Raw genomic sequence first — 17,216 nt, 5'->3', positions numbered from 1 at the left:
GCGCAATTCTCACCGATATGTAACCTTCTTCACCCCGGCCACCACCTTGTCGGCCGTGATCAGCGCGAGCTTCTCAAGGTTCGCGGCATAGGGCAGCGGCACGTCCTCGTTGGTCACGCGGATCACCGGTGCGTCGAGGTCGTCGAAGCCCTGCTCCATGCACACCGCGACGATTTCCGACGCGATCGAGCAGACCGGCCAGCCTTCCTCGACCACCACCATGCGGTTGGTCTTCTTCAGGCTCTTGAGCACGGTTGCGGTGTCGAGCGGGCGCAGCGTGCGCAGGTCGATCACCTCGGCATCGATGCCCTCTTCGGCCAGCTTCTCTGCGGCCTCGAGCGCGACGCCCACGCCGATCGAATAGCTGACCAGCGTGACATCCTTGCCCTCACGCACGATGCGCGCCTTGCCGATCGGCAGCACCCAGTCGTCGAGCTTGGGCACGTCGAAGCTGCGGCCGTACATCAGCTCATTCTCGAGGAACACGACCGGGTCTTCCGACCGGATCGCCGCCTTGAGCAGCCCCTTGGCGTCCGCCGCGTCATAGGGCGCGATCACGATCAGGCCCGGGACGCTGGCGTACCACGGGCCATAATTCTGGCTGTGCTGCGCGCCGACGCGGCTCGCCGCGCCGTTGGGACCGCGGAACACGATCGGGCAGCGCATCTGGCCGCCCGACATGTAGTTTGTCTTCGCGGCCGAGTTGATGATGTGGTCGATCGCCTGCATCGCGAAGTTGAACGTCATGAACTCGACGATCGGCTTGAGGCCACCCATCGCCGCGCCCGACCCGATGCCGGCAAAGCCATATTCGGTGATCGGCGTGTCGATCACGCGGCGCGGACCGAATTCGTCGAGCAGACCCTGGGTCACCTTGTAGGCGCCCTGATATTCCGCGACTTCCTCGCCCATCACGAACACGCGATCGTCCGAGCGCATTTCCTCGGCCATCGCGTCGCGCAGCGCTTCGCGGACCGTCGTCTTGACCATCTCGGTACCCGCAGGAAGTTCGGGATCGGCGACGCTCGCCGCCTTGTCGCTCGCCAGCTGCTTGGTGCCGCTGTCGGCCTTTTTCGGGCCGCCATCCTCACCAGCTTCAGACTCGGCAGCCTTCTGCTCCTGTGCCGGAGCCTCGGCCTTCGCAGCAACGGGCGCAGGTGCCGAAGCATCCTCGCCCTCGCCCGCGATCGTCGCGATCACGGTGCCGACCTTCACGCCATCGGTGCCTTCGGCGACCAGAATCTGCGCAAGCGTGCCTTCATCGACCGCTTCGAATTCCATCGTCGCCTTGTCGGTTTCAATCTCGGCGATGATATCGCCCGACTTGATCGTATCGCCTTCCTTCACCAGCCACTTGGCGAGGGTTCCCTCTTCCATCGTGGGCGAGAGCGCGGGCATTTTCAGCTCGATCGCCATTTCAGTACGTCTCCACCAGAACGTCGGTATACAGCTCGGCCGGATCCGGCTCCGGCGCCTGCTCGGCAAAGTCGGCCGACTCGTTCACCGCCTTGCGGATCTCGGCCTCGATCGCCTTCAGCTCGTCTTCCTTGACGCCGATCGCCTCCAGTTCCTTCTTCACGCCCTCGATCGGGTCACTCTTCTCGCGCACCGACTGGACCTCGTCGCGCGAGCGATACTTGGCCGGGTCGGACATCGAATGGCCGCGATAGCGATAGGTCTTCATCTCGAGGATGATCGGCCCCTTGCCGGCGCGGACCCATGCCAGCGCTTCCTCGGCCGCGCCACGGCACGCCAGCACGTCCATGCCGTCGACCTGGAGGCCCGGAATGCGGAAGCTCTCGCCGCGCTTGTACAGCTGGTCCTCGGACGATGCGCGGTTGACGCTGGTGCCCATGGCGTACTGGTTGTTCTCGATCACGAAGATGATCGGGAGCTTCCACAGCTCGGCCATGTTGAAGGTCTCATAGACCTGGCCCTGGTTCGCCGCGCCGTCGCCGAAATAGGCCATCGCGACGCCACCATCCCCGCGATACTTGTGCGCAAAGGCAAGGCCCGCGCCGAGCGAAACCTGCGCGCCGACGATGCCGTGCCCGCCGTAGAACTTCTTCTCGGTCGAGAACATGTGCATCGACCCGCCCTTGCCGCGGCTGATGCCCGCGGCGCGACCGGTCAGTTCGGCCATGATCTCCTTGGGATCGATGCCATATGCGAGCATGTGGCCATGGTCGCGATAGCCGGTGATCACCGAGTCCTTGTCACCGTCCAGCGCCGACTGAAGGCCGACCGCGACCGCCTCCTGGCCGATATAGAGGTGACAAAAGCCGCCGATGAAGCCGAGGCCGTACAGCTGCCCCGCCTTTTCCTCGAAGCGGCGGATGAGCAGCATCTGGCGATAGAATTCGAGCAGCTCCTCCTTCGATGCCTCGTACCGTTTTGGTTCGTTTGGGCGCTCGCGGTTTGTCGGAGCCGGTTCGATAGTGCGGCCCTTGGCCGGGGATTTTGCCACGATGATCCTCATCCTGGGGAAAGACGGAAGCGGCCCTATAGGCCGGTTATCGCCCCGGGCGCAATGGCTGGCGCCGGTAGTAACGAATGCATCTAACGTTACGGTCTGGCGGATGCGGGCCTTGCCCGGGGACACGGGGGCAAAGCGGCACGAGGGGCCAGCGCGGGGCCATGCATTCATAGCTGGGATGACCGGAATCGCGTGTGGCGCGCGAAGCGCGCCGATCATCGCCAGGTAAAGGGGGGCAGAGGCTCCGCCCCCCCCTTCTGTTGCTCTAAATGTTAGACGCTCGCTTTATCGGCCTCGCATCTGCACGCGACTGCATCATCCGAAGATCTCGCAGCGGCACCCAGTTCGGGCGACCTCGGGCAATCGGTCAGCAGCGCGCCCTGAAGGATCATTCCGGTCGGACCGTGCGGGTTCGTAACCCGCACCTCGATCGTATGTGTTCCCGCGCCGACCGGGACGCTGAAGCTGGCGAAATTGGGTACCTGGAACCCGAGATTACCGCCGGCGGTCGATGCGACCACGTTGCCGCCGATGCTCAACTGTCCGCTATTGTCGGCTCCGAAACGCCCCTTCAGCGAGACCTTGCCACCGATCACGCACTTCGGCACTACAATCGTCAGCTTGTAGATATAGGTACCCGTCGACGGTGTCGCCGGCCCGACCCATCCCGCCGGAGCGGCAGCGCCCCAAGCGGGGTTGGAGACATTGCTGACAGCCTGCGCTGCCCCATTCCCCAATGCAACCGTCCATGGTGCCGTGCGCGTGTTGATCGAAGCAGACTGCTGGCTTCCATCGACACATCGACAACAAATCGCGCGAACGACCTTTGCAGGACCGGCCGCCTGCACCGGTGCTCCCGCTGGTGCGCTCGCGGTTGTCAGCGTCATCGCCAACGCTGCGGCGACGGTGCCAATTCTAGGATATATGCTCGATTTCATAGTGCTATCCCTCTTCCCGGCCATATCTGGCGGTGGGGAGCATCCGGCGACGTGAGATGCATGTCGATTCACCTCGTCTGGTCCGTTCGGACCAGCGCATCGCAGCATTCAGGGAAGCGCCGCGAGCAATCTCACCGCCTCCGCCTGGGTCATGACGCAGCATTTGGCGAATATACCATGCAGGTGATTGCGCGCGGTGTTGTGCGCCATCCCCGCTGCCGCAGCGGCAGAGGCCAATCCCCCTGCCCGCACCAGTTCGATCGCCAGATCGGCTTCACGCTGGGTCAGCCCGAACACTTCGCGCAGCACCACCGGATCGGGAAGATGCACGATGCCAAGGTCGAAGATGTGCACCGCACAGACAACTTCGCCGCATGACGTCGCGATCACCCGGACCAGATAGGGCCGGCAGCCCGAATTCCGGGTCACCAGCATCTGCATCCGCATAGCCGGGTGCGCGGCAGGCCCTCGCGACAGGCCGCAGGATATCATCTGGCACAAACGCCGGGTTTCGGGGCCCCGCACGGCGGCAAACCCGTCACATTCCCAACGAAGGCCATCTCGCGCCGCCAATATCGCGCGCGCGCCGTCGTCGACAAAGGACGGGTTGCCTACCCCGTCAAGCAGGATCAGGCCGCTGACCCGCGCCGCCAGCGCCTGCTGAAGCAGAGACTGAACCTGCGCCGCCTGTTCGGCGAAGACCGGTATGGCGGCTGCGGTGGGTGAAGACGGGTCGACCCCACCAGCCATGCCTGGCCGGTCGATCCCCCGCGTCGCGGCAATGGGCGTTTCCGTCACGGCATCGCCGTGCACGTTCTGCGTCACCATATTTCGGTTACCCCGCGGTGACTATACCGCAACCGAAATGGTTTCGCAAAACGGGAAGGACGCGGATACGCTGGTGCGCTGCCGCTCCGCTCAATCGAGCGTGACGATCACCTCGTCGGGGTGGACGACATTGAGCTTCTTGCGGGTCAGTTCGTCGACCATGTCGGGATCGGCGCCGCTCTGCTTGAGCAGCGCCACCCGGTTGCGCAGCTGTGCGCGTTGCGCCTCCAGCTTGGCGAGTTCGGCCTTCTTGACGTCGAGCTGGCGCTTGTAGTCGCCATAGACCAGCACCCCGTTCGGACCCAGCACCGCCGAATAGGCGAAAAAGCCCATCAGGATGATCGCCACGGCGGGAAGACCGGCGCGACGCAGGATCGTGTTGAACGGGGTGGACCGGCTCATAGGGTTAATCTCGCGCAAACCGAGTCGGCGATCAACCCCGTAGAATTCCGCGACCGGCATAAACCGACGCATCGCCCAGTTCTTCCTCGATGCGGATCAACTGGTTGTACTTGGCGAGCCGGTCCGACCGCGCGAGCGACCCGGTCTTGATCTGCCCGCAATTGGTCGCGACCGCGAGGTCGGCGATGGTCGCATCCTCGGTCTCGCCCGAACGGTGCGACATGACGGCGGTGTAGGACGACCGCTGCGCCAGGCTCACCGCCTCCAGCGTCTCGGTCAGCGTGCCGATCTGGTTGACCTTGACCAGCAGCGAATTGGCATAGCCGCCATCGATGCCGCGCTTCAGCCGCTTCGGATTGGTCACGAACAGGTCGTCGCCGACCAGCTGGACCTTGCCGCCCAGCTTCTCGGTCAGCGCCTTCCACCCGTCCCAATCATCCTCGGCCATGCCGTCTTCGATCGAGAAGATCGGGTAGCCCGCGCACAGATCGGCCAGGAAATCGGCATTTTGCGCCGATGTCAGGGTCTTGCCCTCACCCACCATCTTGTATGCGCCGTCGCGATAATATTCGGTCGCGGCGCAATCGAGCGCGAGCATCACGTCGTCGCCGGGCTTGTACCCCGCCTTCTCGATGCTCGCCATGATGAAGTCGAGCGCTTCGCGAGTCGACGCGATGTTGGGCGCAAAACCGCCCTCGTCGCCCACTGCGGTCGACAGGCCCTTGTCGTGCAGGCCCTTCTTCAGCGTGTGGAAAATCTCCGCACCACAGCGCACCGCCTCGGCCAGCGAGTCTGCGCCGACCGGCACGATCATGAACTCCTGAAAATCGATCGCATTGTCGGCATGCTCGCCGCCATTGATGATGTTCATCATCGGCACGGGCAGCACATGCGCCGAAACGCCGCCGACATAGCGATAGAGCCGCAGCCCGCGCGCATCCGCCGCCGCCTTGGCGACCGCGAGGCTGACGCCCAGAATCGCGTTCGCGCCGAGCCGGCCCTTATTCTCGGTCCCGTCCAGCTCGATCATCGCATAGTCGATCTCGGCCTGATCCTCGGCATCGAGGCCGGTAATCTCCTCGGCGATCTCGCCGTTCACGCCCTCGATCGCCTCCAGCACGCCCTTGCCCAGATAGACCGACTTGTCGCCGTCGCGCTTTTCGACCGCCTCATGCGCGCCGGTCGAGGCACCCGAAGGCACCGCCGCGCGGCCGAAGCTGCCGTCTTCGAGCAGGACATCGACCTCGACCGTGGGGTTGCCGCGGCTGTCGAGAATCTGGCGCGCATGGATGTCGATGATTGCGGTCACGAAATGGCCTCCCTACGTTGGGCAATGACGGTGTCGCGCGGGCCTCTATCCCGTTCGGCGGCGTCGGGCAAATCGTGTCGTGCGGGGAACCGCGATGGGGCGGCGTGGTTGTTCGATTGGACAAGCAAAAGGATTTCGAGCGATGGCTGACGAAACTTTCCCCAAGGATCAGAGCATGGACCCCGCGACCGACGCGCTGGTCGCGACCCGCCCGGTCAAGGACACCGGCGCAGCGGGCGAAGAAGGCAAGCGCGCACCCGGCGCCTTCGTGCGCGACGAGGCGAGCAAGCTGGCCGGACAGGCGGGCGAAAAGGCGCGCTCCTTTGCCGATACCGGCAAGGACAAGGCGACCGGCGCGCTCGACGAATTCTCGAACCTGATGCGCGACGCCGCCGGGACGGTCGATGAGAAGTTGGGCGAGCAATATGGCCAATATGCCCGTTCCGCCGCCGACCAGATTTCCGGCCTTGCCGATTCGCTGCGTGGCAAGCAGGTCGACGACCTGCTCGACGATGCGCGCGAGTTCGTGAAGAAAAGCCCGGCGGTCGCGGTCGGCATTGCCGCAGGGGTCGGCTTCATCCTCGCCCGCCTGCTCAAGTCCGGGCTCGACGCCGCGGGCGACCTCGCCGACAAGGGTGATCCGGGCAACGGCCCCAAGGTGTAATCGGTGACGGGGGCGTGCGTGGACGAACGGGATGATGACAGCATCGGCGCATTGGTGGCCCAGGCGGTCGCCGATGCGCGCGCCTTTGCCGATGCGGAAATCAGCTATTGGAAGACGCTCGCTCTCGCCCGGCTGGAGGATGCACGCGCCGCGTTGATCCTCGGCGCGATCGTGTTTCTGCTCGCCAATTCCGCTGCGATCGCGCTGATCGTGGGACTGGTGCTGATCCTCTCGCCGCATGTCGGCCCGACCGCCGCGACGTTGATCGTGTTCGTCTCTGCGCTCGCCGCCGCCGCCCTCGCGGGGCGCGCGGCGCTGCGCCGCTATCGCCGCGCCATCCGCCCCCGGAACATGCCATGAGCGACCTTCTTCCCTCCGACCTGGCCGAAGCCGAAGCGCGCAGCCGCAATGCTCGCGCGCGGCTGTTCGGAACGCTCGGCCGGATGCAGGACAAGCTCAATCCGATGGCGCTGGCGCAGGACGCGGTGGAAAATGTCGCAATCGGCGTCGCACGCGACACCGTCGCCACCGTCCGCGCCCATCCGCGCACTGTCGCAACCGTGGCAGGTGCGGCGTTGCTGTTCCTCGCCCGTCGCCCGCTCACGCGCCTGCTCGTCGGCAGTGCAACCGCAGCGGCCAAGGCGAGTTTGAAGAAACGCAGCGCAACCCCCAAATCCAGGACCAAGCCCCGTCCGAAGAAAGGATCGTCAACATGACCACTCCCCCCGCAAGACCGCGACCCCCGACCGCGCCGAGGGCATCGAGAAGAATCCGCTCGCGATCGTCGCCGGCGGCGTGGCGCTGGGCGTCGTGATCGGCGCGCTGGTCCCGCGCCTGCAAAAGGAAAAGGAACTGCTCGCCCCGGTGGGCAAGCGCATCGCCGAAGGTGCCACCGCCGCCGCTGCTGCCGCGCGCGAAGCGGGGAAGGCCGAAATTGACGCGATCCTCCCCCAGCGCGACGCCGCCAAGGAACAGATCGGCAAGATCATCGGATCGGCGTTCAGCGCAGCAAAGGACGCTGCGTCCGCCAAGGCAGACGCGTAATCATCTCTTCTCCTCCCCCGCCAGGGGGAGGATTGATGAGACCTCCGTCACCGCACGGTATTGAGTGCGATGCAGCATAACGGCTAAGGCGCTCCGGTATCTCATTCCCCGGGAGCATATATGAGCAAGCTGCACCTCGTCTTCGGCGGTCGCGTAACCGACCCGATGACGCTCGATTTCCAGGATCCGACCAAGCTCGACGTGGTCGGTATCTTTCCCGACTACGCCAGCGCCGAAAAGGCATGGCGCGGTGCCGCGCAGCGCACGGTCGACGACGCCGAGATGAAATATGTGGTGGTTCACCTCCACCGGCTGATGGAGCCGGAAGCGGAGGGGTGAGAACTCCCCTCCCGCATGCGGGAGGGGAACCCGATCAGATGAACTCGATCTTGTTGACCTCGTACCAGCGGTCGCCAGCGGGAACGGTCACTTCGACCTCTTCGCCCAGCATCTTGCCGATCAGTGCACGGCCTAGCGGCGAGTTGTAGCTGATCCGGCCGGTCCTGGCATCCGCCTCGGCCTGGCCGACGATCTGGTACTTCACCGTCTTGTCGTCCTCGTCCAGCAGCGTCACCGTTGCGCCAAAAACGATCTTGTCGCCGGACAGATCGCGCGGATCGATGATCTGCGCACGGCTCAACTTGTCCTCGATGTCGGCGATCGACGCCTCCACCTGGCCCTGCCGTTCCTTCGCCGCATGATATTCGGCGTTTTCCGACAGGTCGCCATGCGCGCGTGCTTCCTCGATGGCATCCACGATCAGCGGACGCTCGGCTTTCAGCGCCTTGAGCTGCTCATTGAGCTTCTCATAGCCTTCCGCCAGCATCGGCATCTTCTCGACCGTCGCCATTTCAACACGCGTCCTTCGTCAAAGCCCCTTCCCCCGGCGTGCCTGAATTGGCTCGCCCGCACCCTAACCTTCGTTGTGGGGGATCAATTGTGCGATTGCGAATAGTAAGCCTGCAAGGGGCGGACTTCAAGGGACTGGCCACTCAAGGCGGCAATCGCCTGTGATGCGGCGACGCTGGCGGGGGCCGTGGTGAAGTACGGGACCTTCAGCGACAGCGCCGATGCGCGGATCGATTCGCTGTCCTTCAGGCTCTGCCACCCCTCGGTGGTGTTGAAGATCAGCGCGATATCGCCGTCGCGGATCCGGTCCACGATGTGCGGCCGACCCTGCGCGACCTTGTTGACCCGCTCGACCGGCACGCCCTGCGCCGCGAGATACTCCGCCGTCCCGCCGGTCGCGACGATGGTAAAGCCCTGTTCGACCAGCAGCCGCACCCCCGGGAGCACCACCGGCTTGTCGCCGTCCTTGACGCTGACGAATACCGCGCCGCCGCTCGGCAGCACCGTGCTGGCACCCAGCTGTGCCTTGGCGAAAGCGATCGGGAAATCGCGGTCGATCCCCATCACTTCGCCGGTCGACTTCATTTCCGGCGACAGCACCGGATCGACGCCGGGGAAGCGGCCCCAAGGAAAGACGGCTTCCTTCACCGCAACATAGTCGATGTTCCGGTCGATCTTGGGCAGATCCTTCAGCTTCTCGCCCGCCATCACCCGGCTCGCGATCTTCGCGATGGGAATCCCGATCGCCTTGGCGACGAACGGCACGGTGCGCGACGCGCGCGGGTTCACCTCGATCAGGTAGACCTCGCCGTCCTTGACCGCGAACTGGATGTTCATCAGCCCCTGGACCTTGAGCGCGCGTGCCAGCGCGTCGGTCTGGCGCTCGATTTCGGCAACGATCGCGTCGGGCAGGCTATAGGGCGGCAGCGAGCAGGCGCTGTCGCCCGAATGGACACCGGCTTCCTCGATATGCTGCAGCACGCCCGCAACGACCACATCGTCGCCATCGCTGATCGCATCGACATCGACCTCGATCGCGTCGCGCAGATACTGGTCGATCAGCACCGGGGCATCGCCCGACACCTGAACCGCGGTCTGGATATAGTGATCGAGCTGCTCGACCGTATCGACGATCTCCATCGCCCGACCACCCAGCACGAAGCTCGGGCGCGTCAGTACCGGATAGCCGATCCGCTCGGCCACCGCGATCGCCTCTTCGCGGCTGCGCGCGATGCCGTTCTTCGGCTGCTTGAGCCCCAGCTTCGACACCAGGTCGGCGAACTGCTCGCGATCCTCGGCCAGGTCGATGGCGTCGGGGCTGGTGCCCAGGATCGGGATGCCCGCACTCTCAAGCGCGCGCGCCAGGTTGAGCGGCGTCTGCCCGCCAAACTGGACGATCACCCCCGCCAGCGTCCCCTGCGACATTTCGACGTGCAGGATTTCCAGCACATCCTCCGCCGTCAGCGGCTCGAAATAAAGGCGATCCGACGTGTCATAATCGGTGCTCACCGTTTCCGGGTTGCAGTTGACCATGATCGTCTCATAGCCCGCATCCGCCAGCGCGAAGCAGGCGTGGCAGCAGCAATAATCGAACTCGATCCCCTGCCCGATCCGGTTCGGCCCGCCGCCCAGGATCACGACCTTCTTGGCGGACGTCGGCATGCTCTCGCACTCGGGCTCGCCAAAGGACGGGGCCTCATATGTCGAATACATATACGGCGTCTTCGCGTCGAACTCGGCGGCGCAGGTGTCGATCCGCTTGAACACCGGGCGCACGTTCAGCTTGTGGCGCAGCTTGCGCACGTCCGCCTCGGTCACCCCGCCGGTCATCGCCTTGACGACGTCCCCGATCAGGCCCGACGAGCGCGCCATCGCGTCGGTGCCCTCGCGCAGATCTGCCGAGCGGAGCGCCAGCCACGCCAGCCGCTTGTCGCTGAAGCCCATCGACTTGAGCCGCCGCATCCCCGCCGCATCCTGCGGCAGGCCACCCCGGCACACCTCTTCCTCCGCCGCGACGATCTCGGCAATCCGCTCCAGGAACCACGGGTCGTATGCCGCGAGCGCATGCACCTCGGCCACCGTGAACCCCTCACGCAGCGCCTGTGCCGCGATCAGCAGCCGGTCGGGCGTGCGCTGCGCCAATGCCGCCTCGATCACGTCGCGCGGCGCACCCTGCAGATGCTCGACATTGTTGAAGCCCGACAGGCCGGTCTCCAGCCCGCGCAGCGCCTTCTGCATCGATTCATGGATGTTGCGGCCGATCGCCATCACCTCGCCGACCGACTTCATTGCGGTGCCCAGCGTCGCTTCCGCGCCCTTGAACTTCTCGAACGCAAAGCGTGGGATCTTGGTCACGACATAGTCGATCGTCGGCTCGAAGCTCGCCGGGGTCGCGCCGGTAATGTCGTTGGTGATCTCGTCCAGCGTGTATCCGACCGCCAGCTTCGCCGCGACCTTGGCAATCGGAAAGCCCGTTGCCTTTGACGCCAGCGCCGAGGACCGCGACACGCGCGGGTTCATCTCGATCACGATCAGGCGCCCGTCCTTCGGGTTCACCGCGAACTGCACGTTCGACCCGCCGGTCTCCACGCCGATCTCGCGCAGCACCGCGATGCTGGCGTTGCGCATGATCTGATATTCCTTGTCGGTCAGCGTCAGCGCGGGCGCGACCGTGATCGAGTCACCCGTATGGGTGCCCATCGCATCGACATTCTCGATCGAACAGATGATGATGCAGTTGTCGTTGCGATCCCGCACGACCTCCATCTCATATTCCTTCCAACCGAGCAGCGACTCCTCGATCAGCACCTCGGTCGTCGGCGATGCGTCCAGCCCCTTGCGGACGATGTCGATGAACTCTTCCTTGTTATAGGCAATGCCGCCGCCGGTCCCGCCCAGCGTAAAGGACGGACGGATGATCGCCGGCAGCCCGACCTTCTCCAGCCCCTCCAGCGCCTCCGCCTCGGTGTGCGCAATCGCCGAACGCGCGCTGTCGAGCCCGATTTTGTCCATCGCGTCGCGGAATTTCAGCCGATCCTCGGCCTTGTCGATCGCCTCGGCATTCGCGCCGATCATGGTGACGCCGAACTTCTCCAGCGTGCCATCGTTCGCCAGCGCCAGCGCAGTATTCAGCGCGGTCTGCCCGCCCATCGTCGGCAGCACCGCATCGGGCCGCTCCTTCTCAATGATCTTGGCGACCACCGCGGGCGTGATCGGCTCGACATAGGTCGCGTCAGCCAGCTCGGGATCGGTCATGATCGTCGCCGGGTTCGAATTGACCAGGACGATGCGATAGCCCTCTTCCTTGAGCGCCTTGATCGCCTGCGTGCCCGAATAGTCGAACTCGCACGCCTGACCGATCACGATGGGACCAGCGCCAATGACGAGGATGGAGGAGATGTCGGTGCGTTTAGGCATTATTTTTTCTCTTGTACCGTCAAGGTCAGCTCCGGGATCGCTCCGAGGCGCTCAGTCGTGCAGATGCGCGAGTTTTCATCCGAAGCAGGCTCAAATCTATAAAGGAAAGTATCGTCATATTTATCAGGAACGGGCGGCCCGTGAAAAATGGCCACGACAGTGACAGCTGCTGAGCACGCCGCTGCCGCCTCATCAATCTTCGTCGGCGTCGTGCCTTTCGGAACCCAGTACGATCCCGTTGTGGGCGGCCCCCACGAATAGGACATATCCTTCGAAGGTGCGGCGTCCGTTGCGTATGTGCCAAGAAGCCAGAGCGCTAGAACAGCCCTCACCGCAACATCCCCACAAACCGCTCAAACAGATAGAAACTATCCTGCGGCCCCGGCGAAGCCTCGGGGTGATATTGCACGCTGAACGCCCGCCCGCCGTCGATCTCGATCCCGCAATTGCTGCCGTCGAACAGCGACACATGCGTTTCGACCACGCCTGCGGGCAGCGTCGCGCTCTCGACCGCGAAGCCGTGGTTCATCGACGTGATCTCGACCGTCCCGTCGCTCAGCCGCTTGACCGGATGGTTCGCGCCGCGATGGCCCTGGAACATCTTGGTCGTCTGCGCGCCCACCGCCAGCGCCAGCAGCTGATGGCCCAGGCAGATGCCGAACAGCGGCTTCTTCGTCGCCAGCAACTCGCGGATCACCGGCACCGCATATGCGCCGGTCGCGGCCGGATCGCCCGGCCCGTTCGACAGGAAGATGCCATCGGGGTTGAAGCTCAACACCTGCTCGGCCGTCGCGGTCGCGGGCAGCACCGTCACCTTCGCCCCGGCCTTCACCAGATTGCGGAAGATATTGTGCTTCGACCCATAGTCGATCGCCACGACATGCGGCCGCGCGCCATCGCCATCGACCTCATAGCCAAATCCCAGCCGCCACACGCCGCCTTCCCATCCGAAATGGGTCTCGGTGGTGACGGTAATGGCAAGGTCCATGCCCTCCAGCCCCGGCCAGGCCTGCGCCTGCGCGATCAGCGCGGGAATGTCGAACTCGCCGCTCGCCGAATGCGCGATCACGCCGTTCGGCGCGCCCTTGCCGCGAATGCGCCGCGTCAGCGCGCGGGTGTCGATCCCCGACAGGCCGATGCGGTCATGCTTCTTCATCCATGTGTCGAGATGCTCGACGCTGCGGAAGTTCGACGGCTCGGTCACATCCTCGCGCACGATCATGCCCAGCGCGTGCGGATTGTCCGCCTCCACGTCGTCCGGGTTCGCACCGACATTGCCGATATGGGGAAAGGTAAAGCAGATCATCTGGCCCGCGAACGACGGGTCGGTCATGATCTCCTGATATCCGGTCATCGCGGTGTGGAAGCACACTTCCCCCGCCGCCGCGCCCTCGGCCCCGAATCCACGGCCCCAGATGACCTCGCCGCTGGCGAGAACCAGAACGCCTGTAGCTCCTTCAGGCACGATAATAGGCGTGGCTTCGGCCATCAGAGAAGGTCGCTCCTGTCAGTTTTTCCGGCGATGTCGCTAAGCGCTGCCCGCTAGACCCCTACCCCCCTCGCGTCAACCGCCTGTGCGGTCTAATGGCGGATAATTCCGATTCACCTGTGGGTAGAGAGAATATGATCCGCGACGACATCAAGGCAGCCCTCGTCACCGCAATGAAGGGCGGCGACAAGGAAGGCACCGCCGCCATCCGCCTGATCCAGAGCGCGATCAAGAACCGCGATATCGAGGCGCGCACGCAGGCGCCGGTCGCCGACGACGACGCGCTCGTCGTGGAAGTGCTTCAAAAGATGGTCAAGCAGCGCCGCGAATCGATCGAGATGTTCGAAAAGGGCGGCCGCCAGGAACTCGCCGACAAGGAAAAGGCCGAAGTCGCGGTGATCGAAACCTTCCTCCCCGCGCAGATGAGCGCGGAGGAAACCACCGCAGCCATTGAGGCGATCAAGGCCGACCTCGGCGCCACCGGCATGAAGGACATGGGCCGCGTCATGGCCGAACTCAAAGCCCGCCACGCGGCAAGCCTCGACATGAGCAAGGCGTCCGGGCTTGTGAAGGCGGCGCTGAGCTGAGCGAGATCCAATCCTCCCCCGCAAGGGGGAGGATAAGGGCCCCAAGAATTCCTTCCGCCAACAACGCTTGGCGTCGCGCCAATCCCCGCCTAAACGCGCCTGACCATGACCGCACCCAACAGCTTCCGCGCCCAGCCTGACGAGCGGGGACATTTCGGCCAGTTTGGCGGGCGCTATGTCGCCGAAACGCTGATGCCGCTCGTGCTCGACCTCGAGCGCGAGTATAAGGCCGCGAAAGCCGACCCCGCCTTTGCCGCACAGTTCGACGATCTGCTCGAACATTATGTCGGCCGCCCCAGCCCGCTCTACTACGCCGAACGGCTGACCGAAGCGCTGCGCGAAAACGCGCCCGAGGGCATGGGTGCCGAAATCTGGTTCAAGCGCGACGAGCTCAACCACACCGGCGCGCACAAGATCAACAATTGCATCGGCCAGATCCTGCTCGCAATCCGCATGGGCAAGACGCGGATCATCGCCGAGACCGGCGCGGGCCAGCACGGCGTCGCCACCGCCACCGTCTGCGCGCGCTTCGGCCTGCCCTGCACCATTTTCATGGGCGGCAAGGACGTGTCGCGTCAGCAGCCCAACGTGTTCCGCATGAAGCTGCTCGGCGCCGAAGTTCGCCCGGTCACCAGCGGCGCTGGCACGCTCAAGGACGCGATGAACGAAGCGCTGCGCGACTGGGTCGCCAACGTGCACGAAACCTTCTACATCATCGGCACCGCCGCCGGCCCGCACCCCTATCCGGAACTGGTTCGCGACTTTCAAAGCGTGATCGGCAAGGAAGCCCGCGCGCAGATGCTCGCCCGCACCGGCCGCCTTCCCGACCTGCTCGTCGCCGCGATCGGCGGCGGCAGCAACGCGATCGGCCTGTTCCACCCGTTTCTCGACGATGCCGATGTCGCGATGCTCGGCGTCGAAGCGGCGGGCGAAGGGCTGGACAAGAAACACGCCGCGTCCCTCGCGGGCGGCGAACCCGGCATCCTCCACGGCAACAAGACCTATCTGCTGCAGGACGAGGACGGCCAGATCACCGAAGCGCATTCGATCAGCGCCGGACTCGACTATCCCGGCATCGGCCCCGAACATGCCTGGCTCAAGGACATCGGCCGCGTCACCTATACCAGCGTGACCGACACCGAAGCGCTCGACGCATTCCAGCTGCTCTGCCGCACCGAAGGCATCATCCCCGCACTGGAGCCTTCGCACGCGATCGCAGCGGTCGCGGTCAAGGCACGGGAAATGCGCCGCGATCAGGTGATCCTCGCCAACCTCTGCGGCCGCGGCGACAAGGACATCTTCACCGTCGCCGAGGCGCTGGGGGTGGCGATATGAGAATCCTTGGGTGGCTTTTCGCGTCGGCACTTGCTGCAAGCATGGCCATAGGCATTTGGGCATGGTTGTTCACTGAGCGCAGCGACGCGGATTTTATCAGGAATGCTACCGTCGTGAGTATGGCGCTGTTCATGATTGGCTTGGGAGTCGTTGAACATTTTGAGCGCAAGAAGAATGGCTGACCGCCTCGCCACCACCTTCGCCGCCGCCGCGCGCGACCATCGCGCCGCGCTCGTCACCTTCGTCACCGCCGGTGACGGCGACACCGCCGCCATCCTCGACGCGCTCGTCGCGGGCGGGGCCGATGTGATCGAACTCGGCATGCCGTTCACCGATCCGATGGCCGACGGCCCGGCGATTCAGGCGGCGAACCTGCGCAGCCTCGCCGCCGGCACGCGCACGGCCGACGTGCTCGCCATCGCCGCCGCCTTTCGCCAGCGCCACCCGGACACCCCGCTGGTGCTGATGGGCTATGCCAACACCATGACCCGCCCGACGCCAGAAGCCTTCGCGCAAAAGGCGGCGGACGCAGGCGTCGACGGCGCGATCATCGTCGACATTCCGGCCGAGGAAGCGGACGAGATCGCCGCCTTGGCCCCGCACGGCATCGCCACCATCCGCCTCGCCACCCCCACCACCGACGCCGCGCGCCTGCCCGCCGTGCTCAATGGCGCGAGCGGGTTCCTCTACTACGTCTCGGTCGCCGGCATCACCGGCAAGCAGCAGGCGGCACAGGACAGCATCGAAGCCGCCGTCGCCCGGCTCAAGGCCGCAACCGACCTGCCCGTCGCGGTCGGCTTCGGCGTCCGCACGCCCGAGCAAGCCGCCGCGATCGGCCGCGTCGCCGATGGCGTCGTCGTCGGCTCTGCGATCATCGACATCATCGCGGCACAGGGCGCCAATGCCCCCGCCGCCGTCCGTACCTATATCCAATCCCTGTCGGCCGCACTGGCCGCAGCACGCAAGGAAATCGCCGCATGAGCTGGCTCACCCGCGTCCGCAACGCGATCTCGCTCGTCATCCCGAACAAGGCGGAGACGCCCGACAACCTCTGGCACAAGTGCAAGGGCTGCGGGCAGATGGTGTTCGTCAAGGAACTCCAGGAAAACCAGTCGGTCTGCCCGATCTGCGACCATCATGAACGCATCGGCGGCCGCGCGCGGTTCGAGCAACTGTTCGACGCGGGCAGCTACACCGTCCTCCCGAACCCCAAGGTCGCCGAAGACCCGCTCAAGTTCCGCGACCAGAAACCCTACCCCGCCCGCATCAAGGCCGCGCGCGCCAGCACCGGCGAGCAGGACGCGTTCCTCAACGCCAGCGGCACCATCCTCGGCCAGCGCGCGGTGATCGGCGTGCAGGATTTCGCCTTCATGGGCGGATCGATGGGCCAGGCGGTCGGCGAAGCCTTCATCGCCGGGGTCGAGGCCGCGATCGGCGCCCGCGCCCCCTACATCGTCTTCACCGCTAGCGGCGGCGCGCGCATGCAGGAGGGCATCCTGTCGCTGATGCAGATGCCGCGCACCACCGTCGCCATCTCGATGCTCCACGACGCCGGCCTGCCCTATATCGTGGTGCTGACCGACCCGACCTCGGGCGGCGTGATGGCGGCATACGCGATGCTCGGCGACGTCCAGATCGCCGAGCCCAAGGCCACCCTCGCCTTCACCGGCCGCCGCGTGATCGAAAGCACGATCCGCGAAAAGCTCCCCGACGATTTCCAGACCAGCGAATATTATCTCGACCACGGTCTGATCGACATGGTCGTCCACCGCAAGGACCTGCGCGAAAAGCTCGGCGCCCTGATCGGCCTGCTGGTGGAGGAAAAGGCGGCGGCGTGAGGCATTCGTAAAGCCCTCTCCCCTCCGGGGAGAGGGTTGG

At 65.0% G+C, this 17,216-nt stretch carries 19 protein-coding genes; 10 read left to right on the top strand and 9 right to left on the bottom strand.

Annotation, left to right across the window (positions count from 1 at the left end; all coding sequences use genetic code 11):
* Window positions 1-9: 9 nt before the first annotated feature.
* The 6 genes from LRS12_RS16375 to eno all read right to left on the bottom strand — a co-directional run bounded on the left by LRS12_RS16375 (window position 10) and on the right by eno (window position 5,953).
* Window positions 10-1,416, bottom strand: a complete 1,407-nt coding sequence (locus LRS12_RS16375; protein WP_257845606.1) for a pyruvate dehydrogenase complex E1 component subunit beta — start codon at window positions 1,414-1,416, stop codon at window positions 10-12.
* Between the two features lies 1 nt (window position 1,417).
* Entirely contained in the window at window positions 1,418-2,479 is a 1,062-nt protein-coding gene (gene pdhA, locus LRS12_RS16370) for a pyruvate dehydrogenase (acetyl-transferring) E1 component subunit alpha (RefSeq protein ID WP_257845605.1), read from the bottom strand.
* Between the two features lie 269 nt (window positions 2,480-2,748).
* The gene (locus LRS12_RS16365; protein WP_257845604.1) at window positions 2,749-3,213 is read right to left on the bottom strand and encodes a hypothetical protein; all 465 of its coding nucleotides are present in this window, start codon (window positions 3,211-3,213) and stop codon (window positions 2,749-2,751) included.
* A gap of 309 nt (window positions 3,214-3,522) precedes the next feature.
* A complete protein-coding gene (locus tag LRS12_RS16360; RefSeq protein ID WP_257845603.1) occupies window positions 3,523-4,239 on the bottom strand; it encodes a hypothetical protein in 717 nt (238 codons plus the stop codon).
* Between the two features lie 93 nt (window positions 4,240-4,332).
* Window positions 4,333-4,644, bottom strand: coding sequence for a septum formation initiator family protein (locus LRS12_RS16355; protein ID WP_257845602.1), 312 nt, complete (start codon window positions 4,642-4,644; stop codon window positions 4,333-4,335).
* 31 nt (window positions 4,645-4,675) lie between these two features.
* Window positions 4,676-5,953 (bottom strand): phosphopyruvate hydratase, encoded by a 1,278-nt coding sequence (eno, locus tag LRS12_RS16350; protein WP_257845601.1) that lies wholly within the window; start codon window positions 5,951-5,953, stop codon window positions 4,676-4,678.
* A 142-nt stretch (window positions 5,954-6,095) separates the two neighbouring features.
* On the opposite strand from eno, the gene LRS12_RS16345 reads away from it, so the two are divergent.
* The 5 genes from LRS12_RS16345 to LRS12_RS16325 all read left to right on the top strand — a co-directional run bounded on the left by LRS12_RS16345 (window position 6,096) and on the right by LRS12_RS16325 (window position 8,000).
* Complete coding sequence (locus LRS12_RS16345; RefSeq protein ID WP_257845600.1) at window positions 6,096-6,617, top strand: hypothetical protein; 522 nt, start codon at window positions 6,096-6,098, stop codon at window positions 6,615-6,617.
* Between the two features lie 18 nt (window positions 6,618-6,635).
* The gene (locus LRS12_RS16340) at window positions 6,636-6,977 is read left to right on the top strand and encodes a phage holin family protein (RefSeq protein WP_257845599.1); all 342 of its coding nucleotides are present in this window, start codon (window positions 6,636-6,638) and stop codon (window positions 6,975-6,977) included.
* Window positions 6,974-7,333, top strand: a complete 360-nt coding sequence (locus LRS12_RS16335; protein WP_257845598.1) for a hypothetical protein — start codon at window positions 6,974-6,976, stop codon at window positions 7,331-7,333. The genes LRS12_RS16340 and LRS12_RS16335 overlap by 4 nt, the downstream gene beginning before the upstream one ends.
* A 79-nt stretch (window positions 7,334-7,412) precedes the next feature.
* Window positions 7,413-7,661 carry a hypothetical protein gene (locus LRS12_RS16330; protein ID WP_257845597.1) on the top strand — a complete coding sequence of 83 codons (249 nt, stop codon included), beginning with the start codon at window positions 7,413-7,415 and terminating at the stop codon, window positions 7,659-7,661.
* A gap of 120 nt (window positions 7,662-7,781) precedes the next feature.
* Complete coding sequence (locus LRS12_RS16325) at window positions 7,782-8,000, top strand: DUF4170 domain-containing protein (RefSeq protein WP_257845596.1); 219 nt, start codon at window positions 7,782-7,784, stop codon at window positions 7,998-8,000.
* 34 nt (window positions 8,001-8,034) lie between these two features.
* On the opposite strand, the gene greA is transcribed toward LRS12_RS16325, so the two are convergent.
* From greA to carA, 3 genes are all read right to left on the bottom strand, one after another.
* Entirely contained in the window at window positions 8,035-8,511 is a 477-nt protein-coding gene (greA, locus tag LRS12_RS16320) for a transcription elongation factor GreA (RefSeq protein ID WP_257845595.1), read from the bottom strand.
* A gap of 83 nt (window positions 8,512-8,594) precedes the next feature.
* Window positions 8,595-11,927, bottom strand: coding sequence for a carbamoyl-phosphate synthase large subunit (gene carB, locus LRS12_RS16315; RefSeq protein ID WP_257845594.1), 3,333 nt, complete (start codon window positions 11,925-11,927; stop codon window positions 8,595-8,597).
* Between the two features lie 328 nt (window positions 11,928-12,255).
* Window positions 12,256-13,416 (bottom strand): glutamine-hydrolyzing carbamoyl-phosphate synthase small subunit, encoded by a 1,161-nt coding sequence (gene carA / locus LRS12_RS16310; protein ID WP_257845593.1) that lies wholly within the window; start codon window positions 13,414-13,416, stop codon window positions 12,256-12,258.
* A 134-nt stretch (window positions 13,417-13,550) separates the two neighbouring features.
* Between carA and LRS12_RS16305 the strand changes: the two genes are divergently transcribed.
* From LRS12_RS16305 to accD, 5 genes are all read left to right on the top strand, one after another.
* A complete protein-coding gene (locus LRS12_RS16305; protein WP_257845592.1) occupies window positions 13,551-14,003 on the top strand; it encodes a GatB/YqeY domain-containing protein in 453 nt (150 codons plus the stop codon).
* Between the two features lie 105 nt (window positions 14,004-14,108).
* On the top strand, window positions 14,109-15,338 hold the full coding sequence (trpB, locus tag LRS12_RS16300; protein ID WP_257845591.1) for a tryptophan synthase subunit beta: 1,230 nt from the start codon (window positions 14,109-14,111) through the stop codon (window positions 15,336-15,338).
* A gap of 41 nt (window positions 15,339-15,379) precedes the next feature.
* Window positions 15,380-15,520, top strand: a complete 141-nt coding sequence (locus LRS12_RS16295) for a hypothetical protein (RefSeq protein WP_257845590.1) — start codon at window positions 15,380-15,382, stop codon at window positions 15,518-15,520.
* On the top strand, window positions 15,513-16,319 hold the full coding sequence (gene trpA / locus LRS12_RS16290) for a tryptophan synthase subunit alpha (protein ID WP_257845589.1): 807 nt from the start codon (window positions 15,513-15,515) through the stop codon (window positions 16,317-16,319). Before LRS12_RS16295 ends, trpA begins: the two co-directional genes overlap by 8 nt.
* Window positions 16,316-17,176, top strand: coding sequence for an acetyl-CoA carboxylase, carboxyltransferase subunit beta (gene accD, locus LRS12_RS16285; protein WP_257845588.1), 861 nt, complete (start codon window positions 16,316-16,318; stop codon window positions 17,174-17,176). Before trpA ends, accD begins: the two co-directional genes overlap by 4 nt.
* Window positions 17,177-17,216: the final 40 nt, after the last annotated feature.

It is taken from the genome of Sphingomonas sp. J344 (assembly GCF_024700005.1).
GTDB lineage: Bacteria > Pseudomonadota > Alphaproteobacteria > Sphingomonadales > Sphingomonadaceae > Sphingomonas.
The sequence above is the reverse complement of the archived record's forward strand: the minus strand, read 5'-3'. Positions and strand labels throughout refer to the sequence as shown.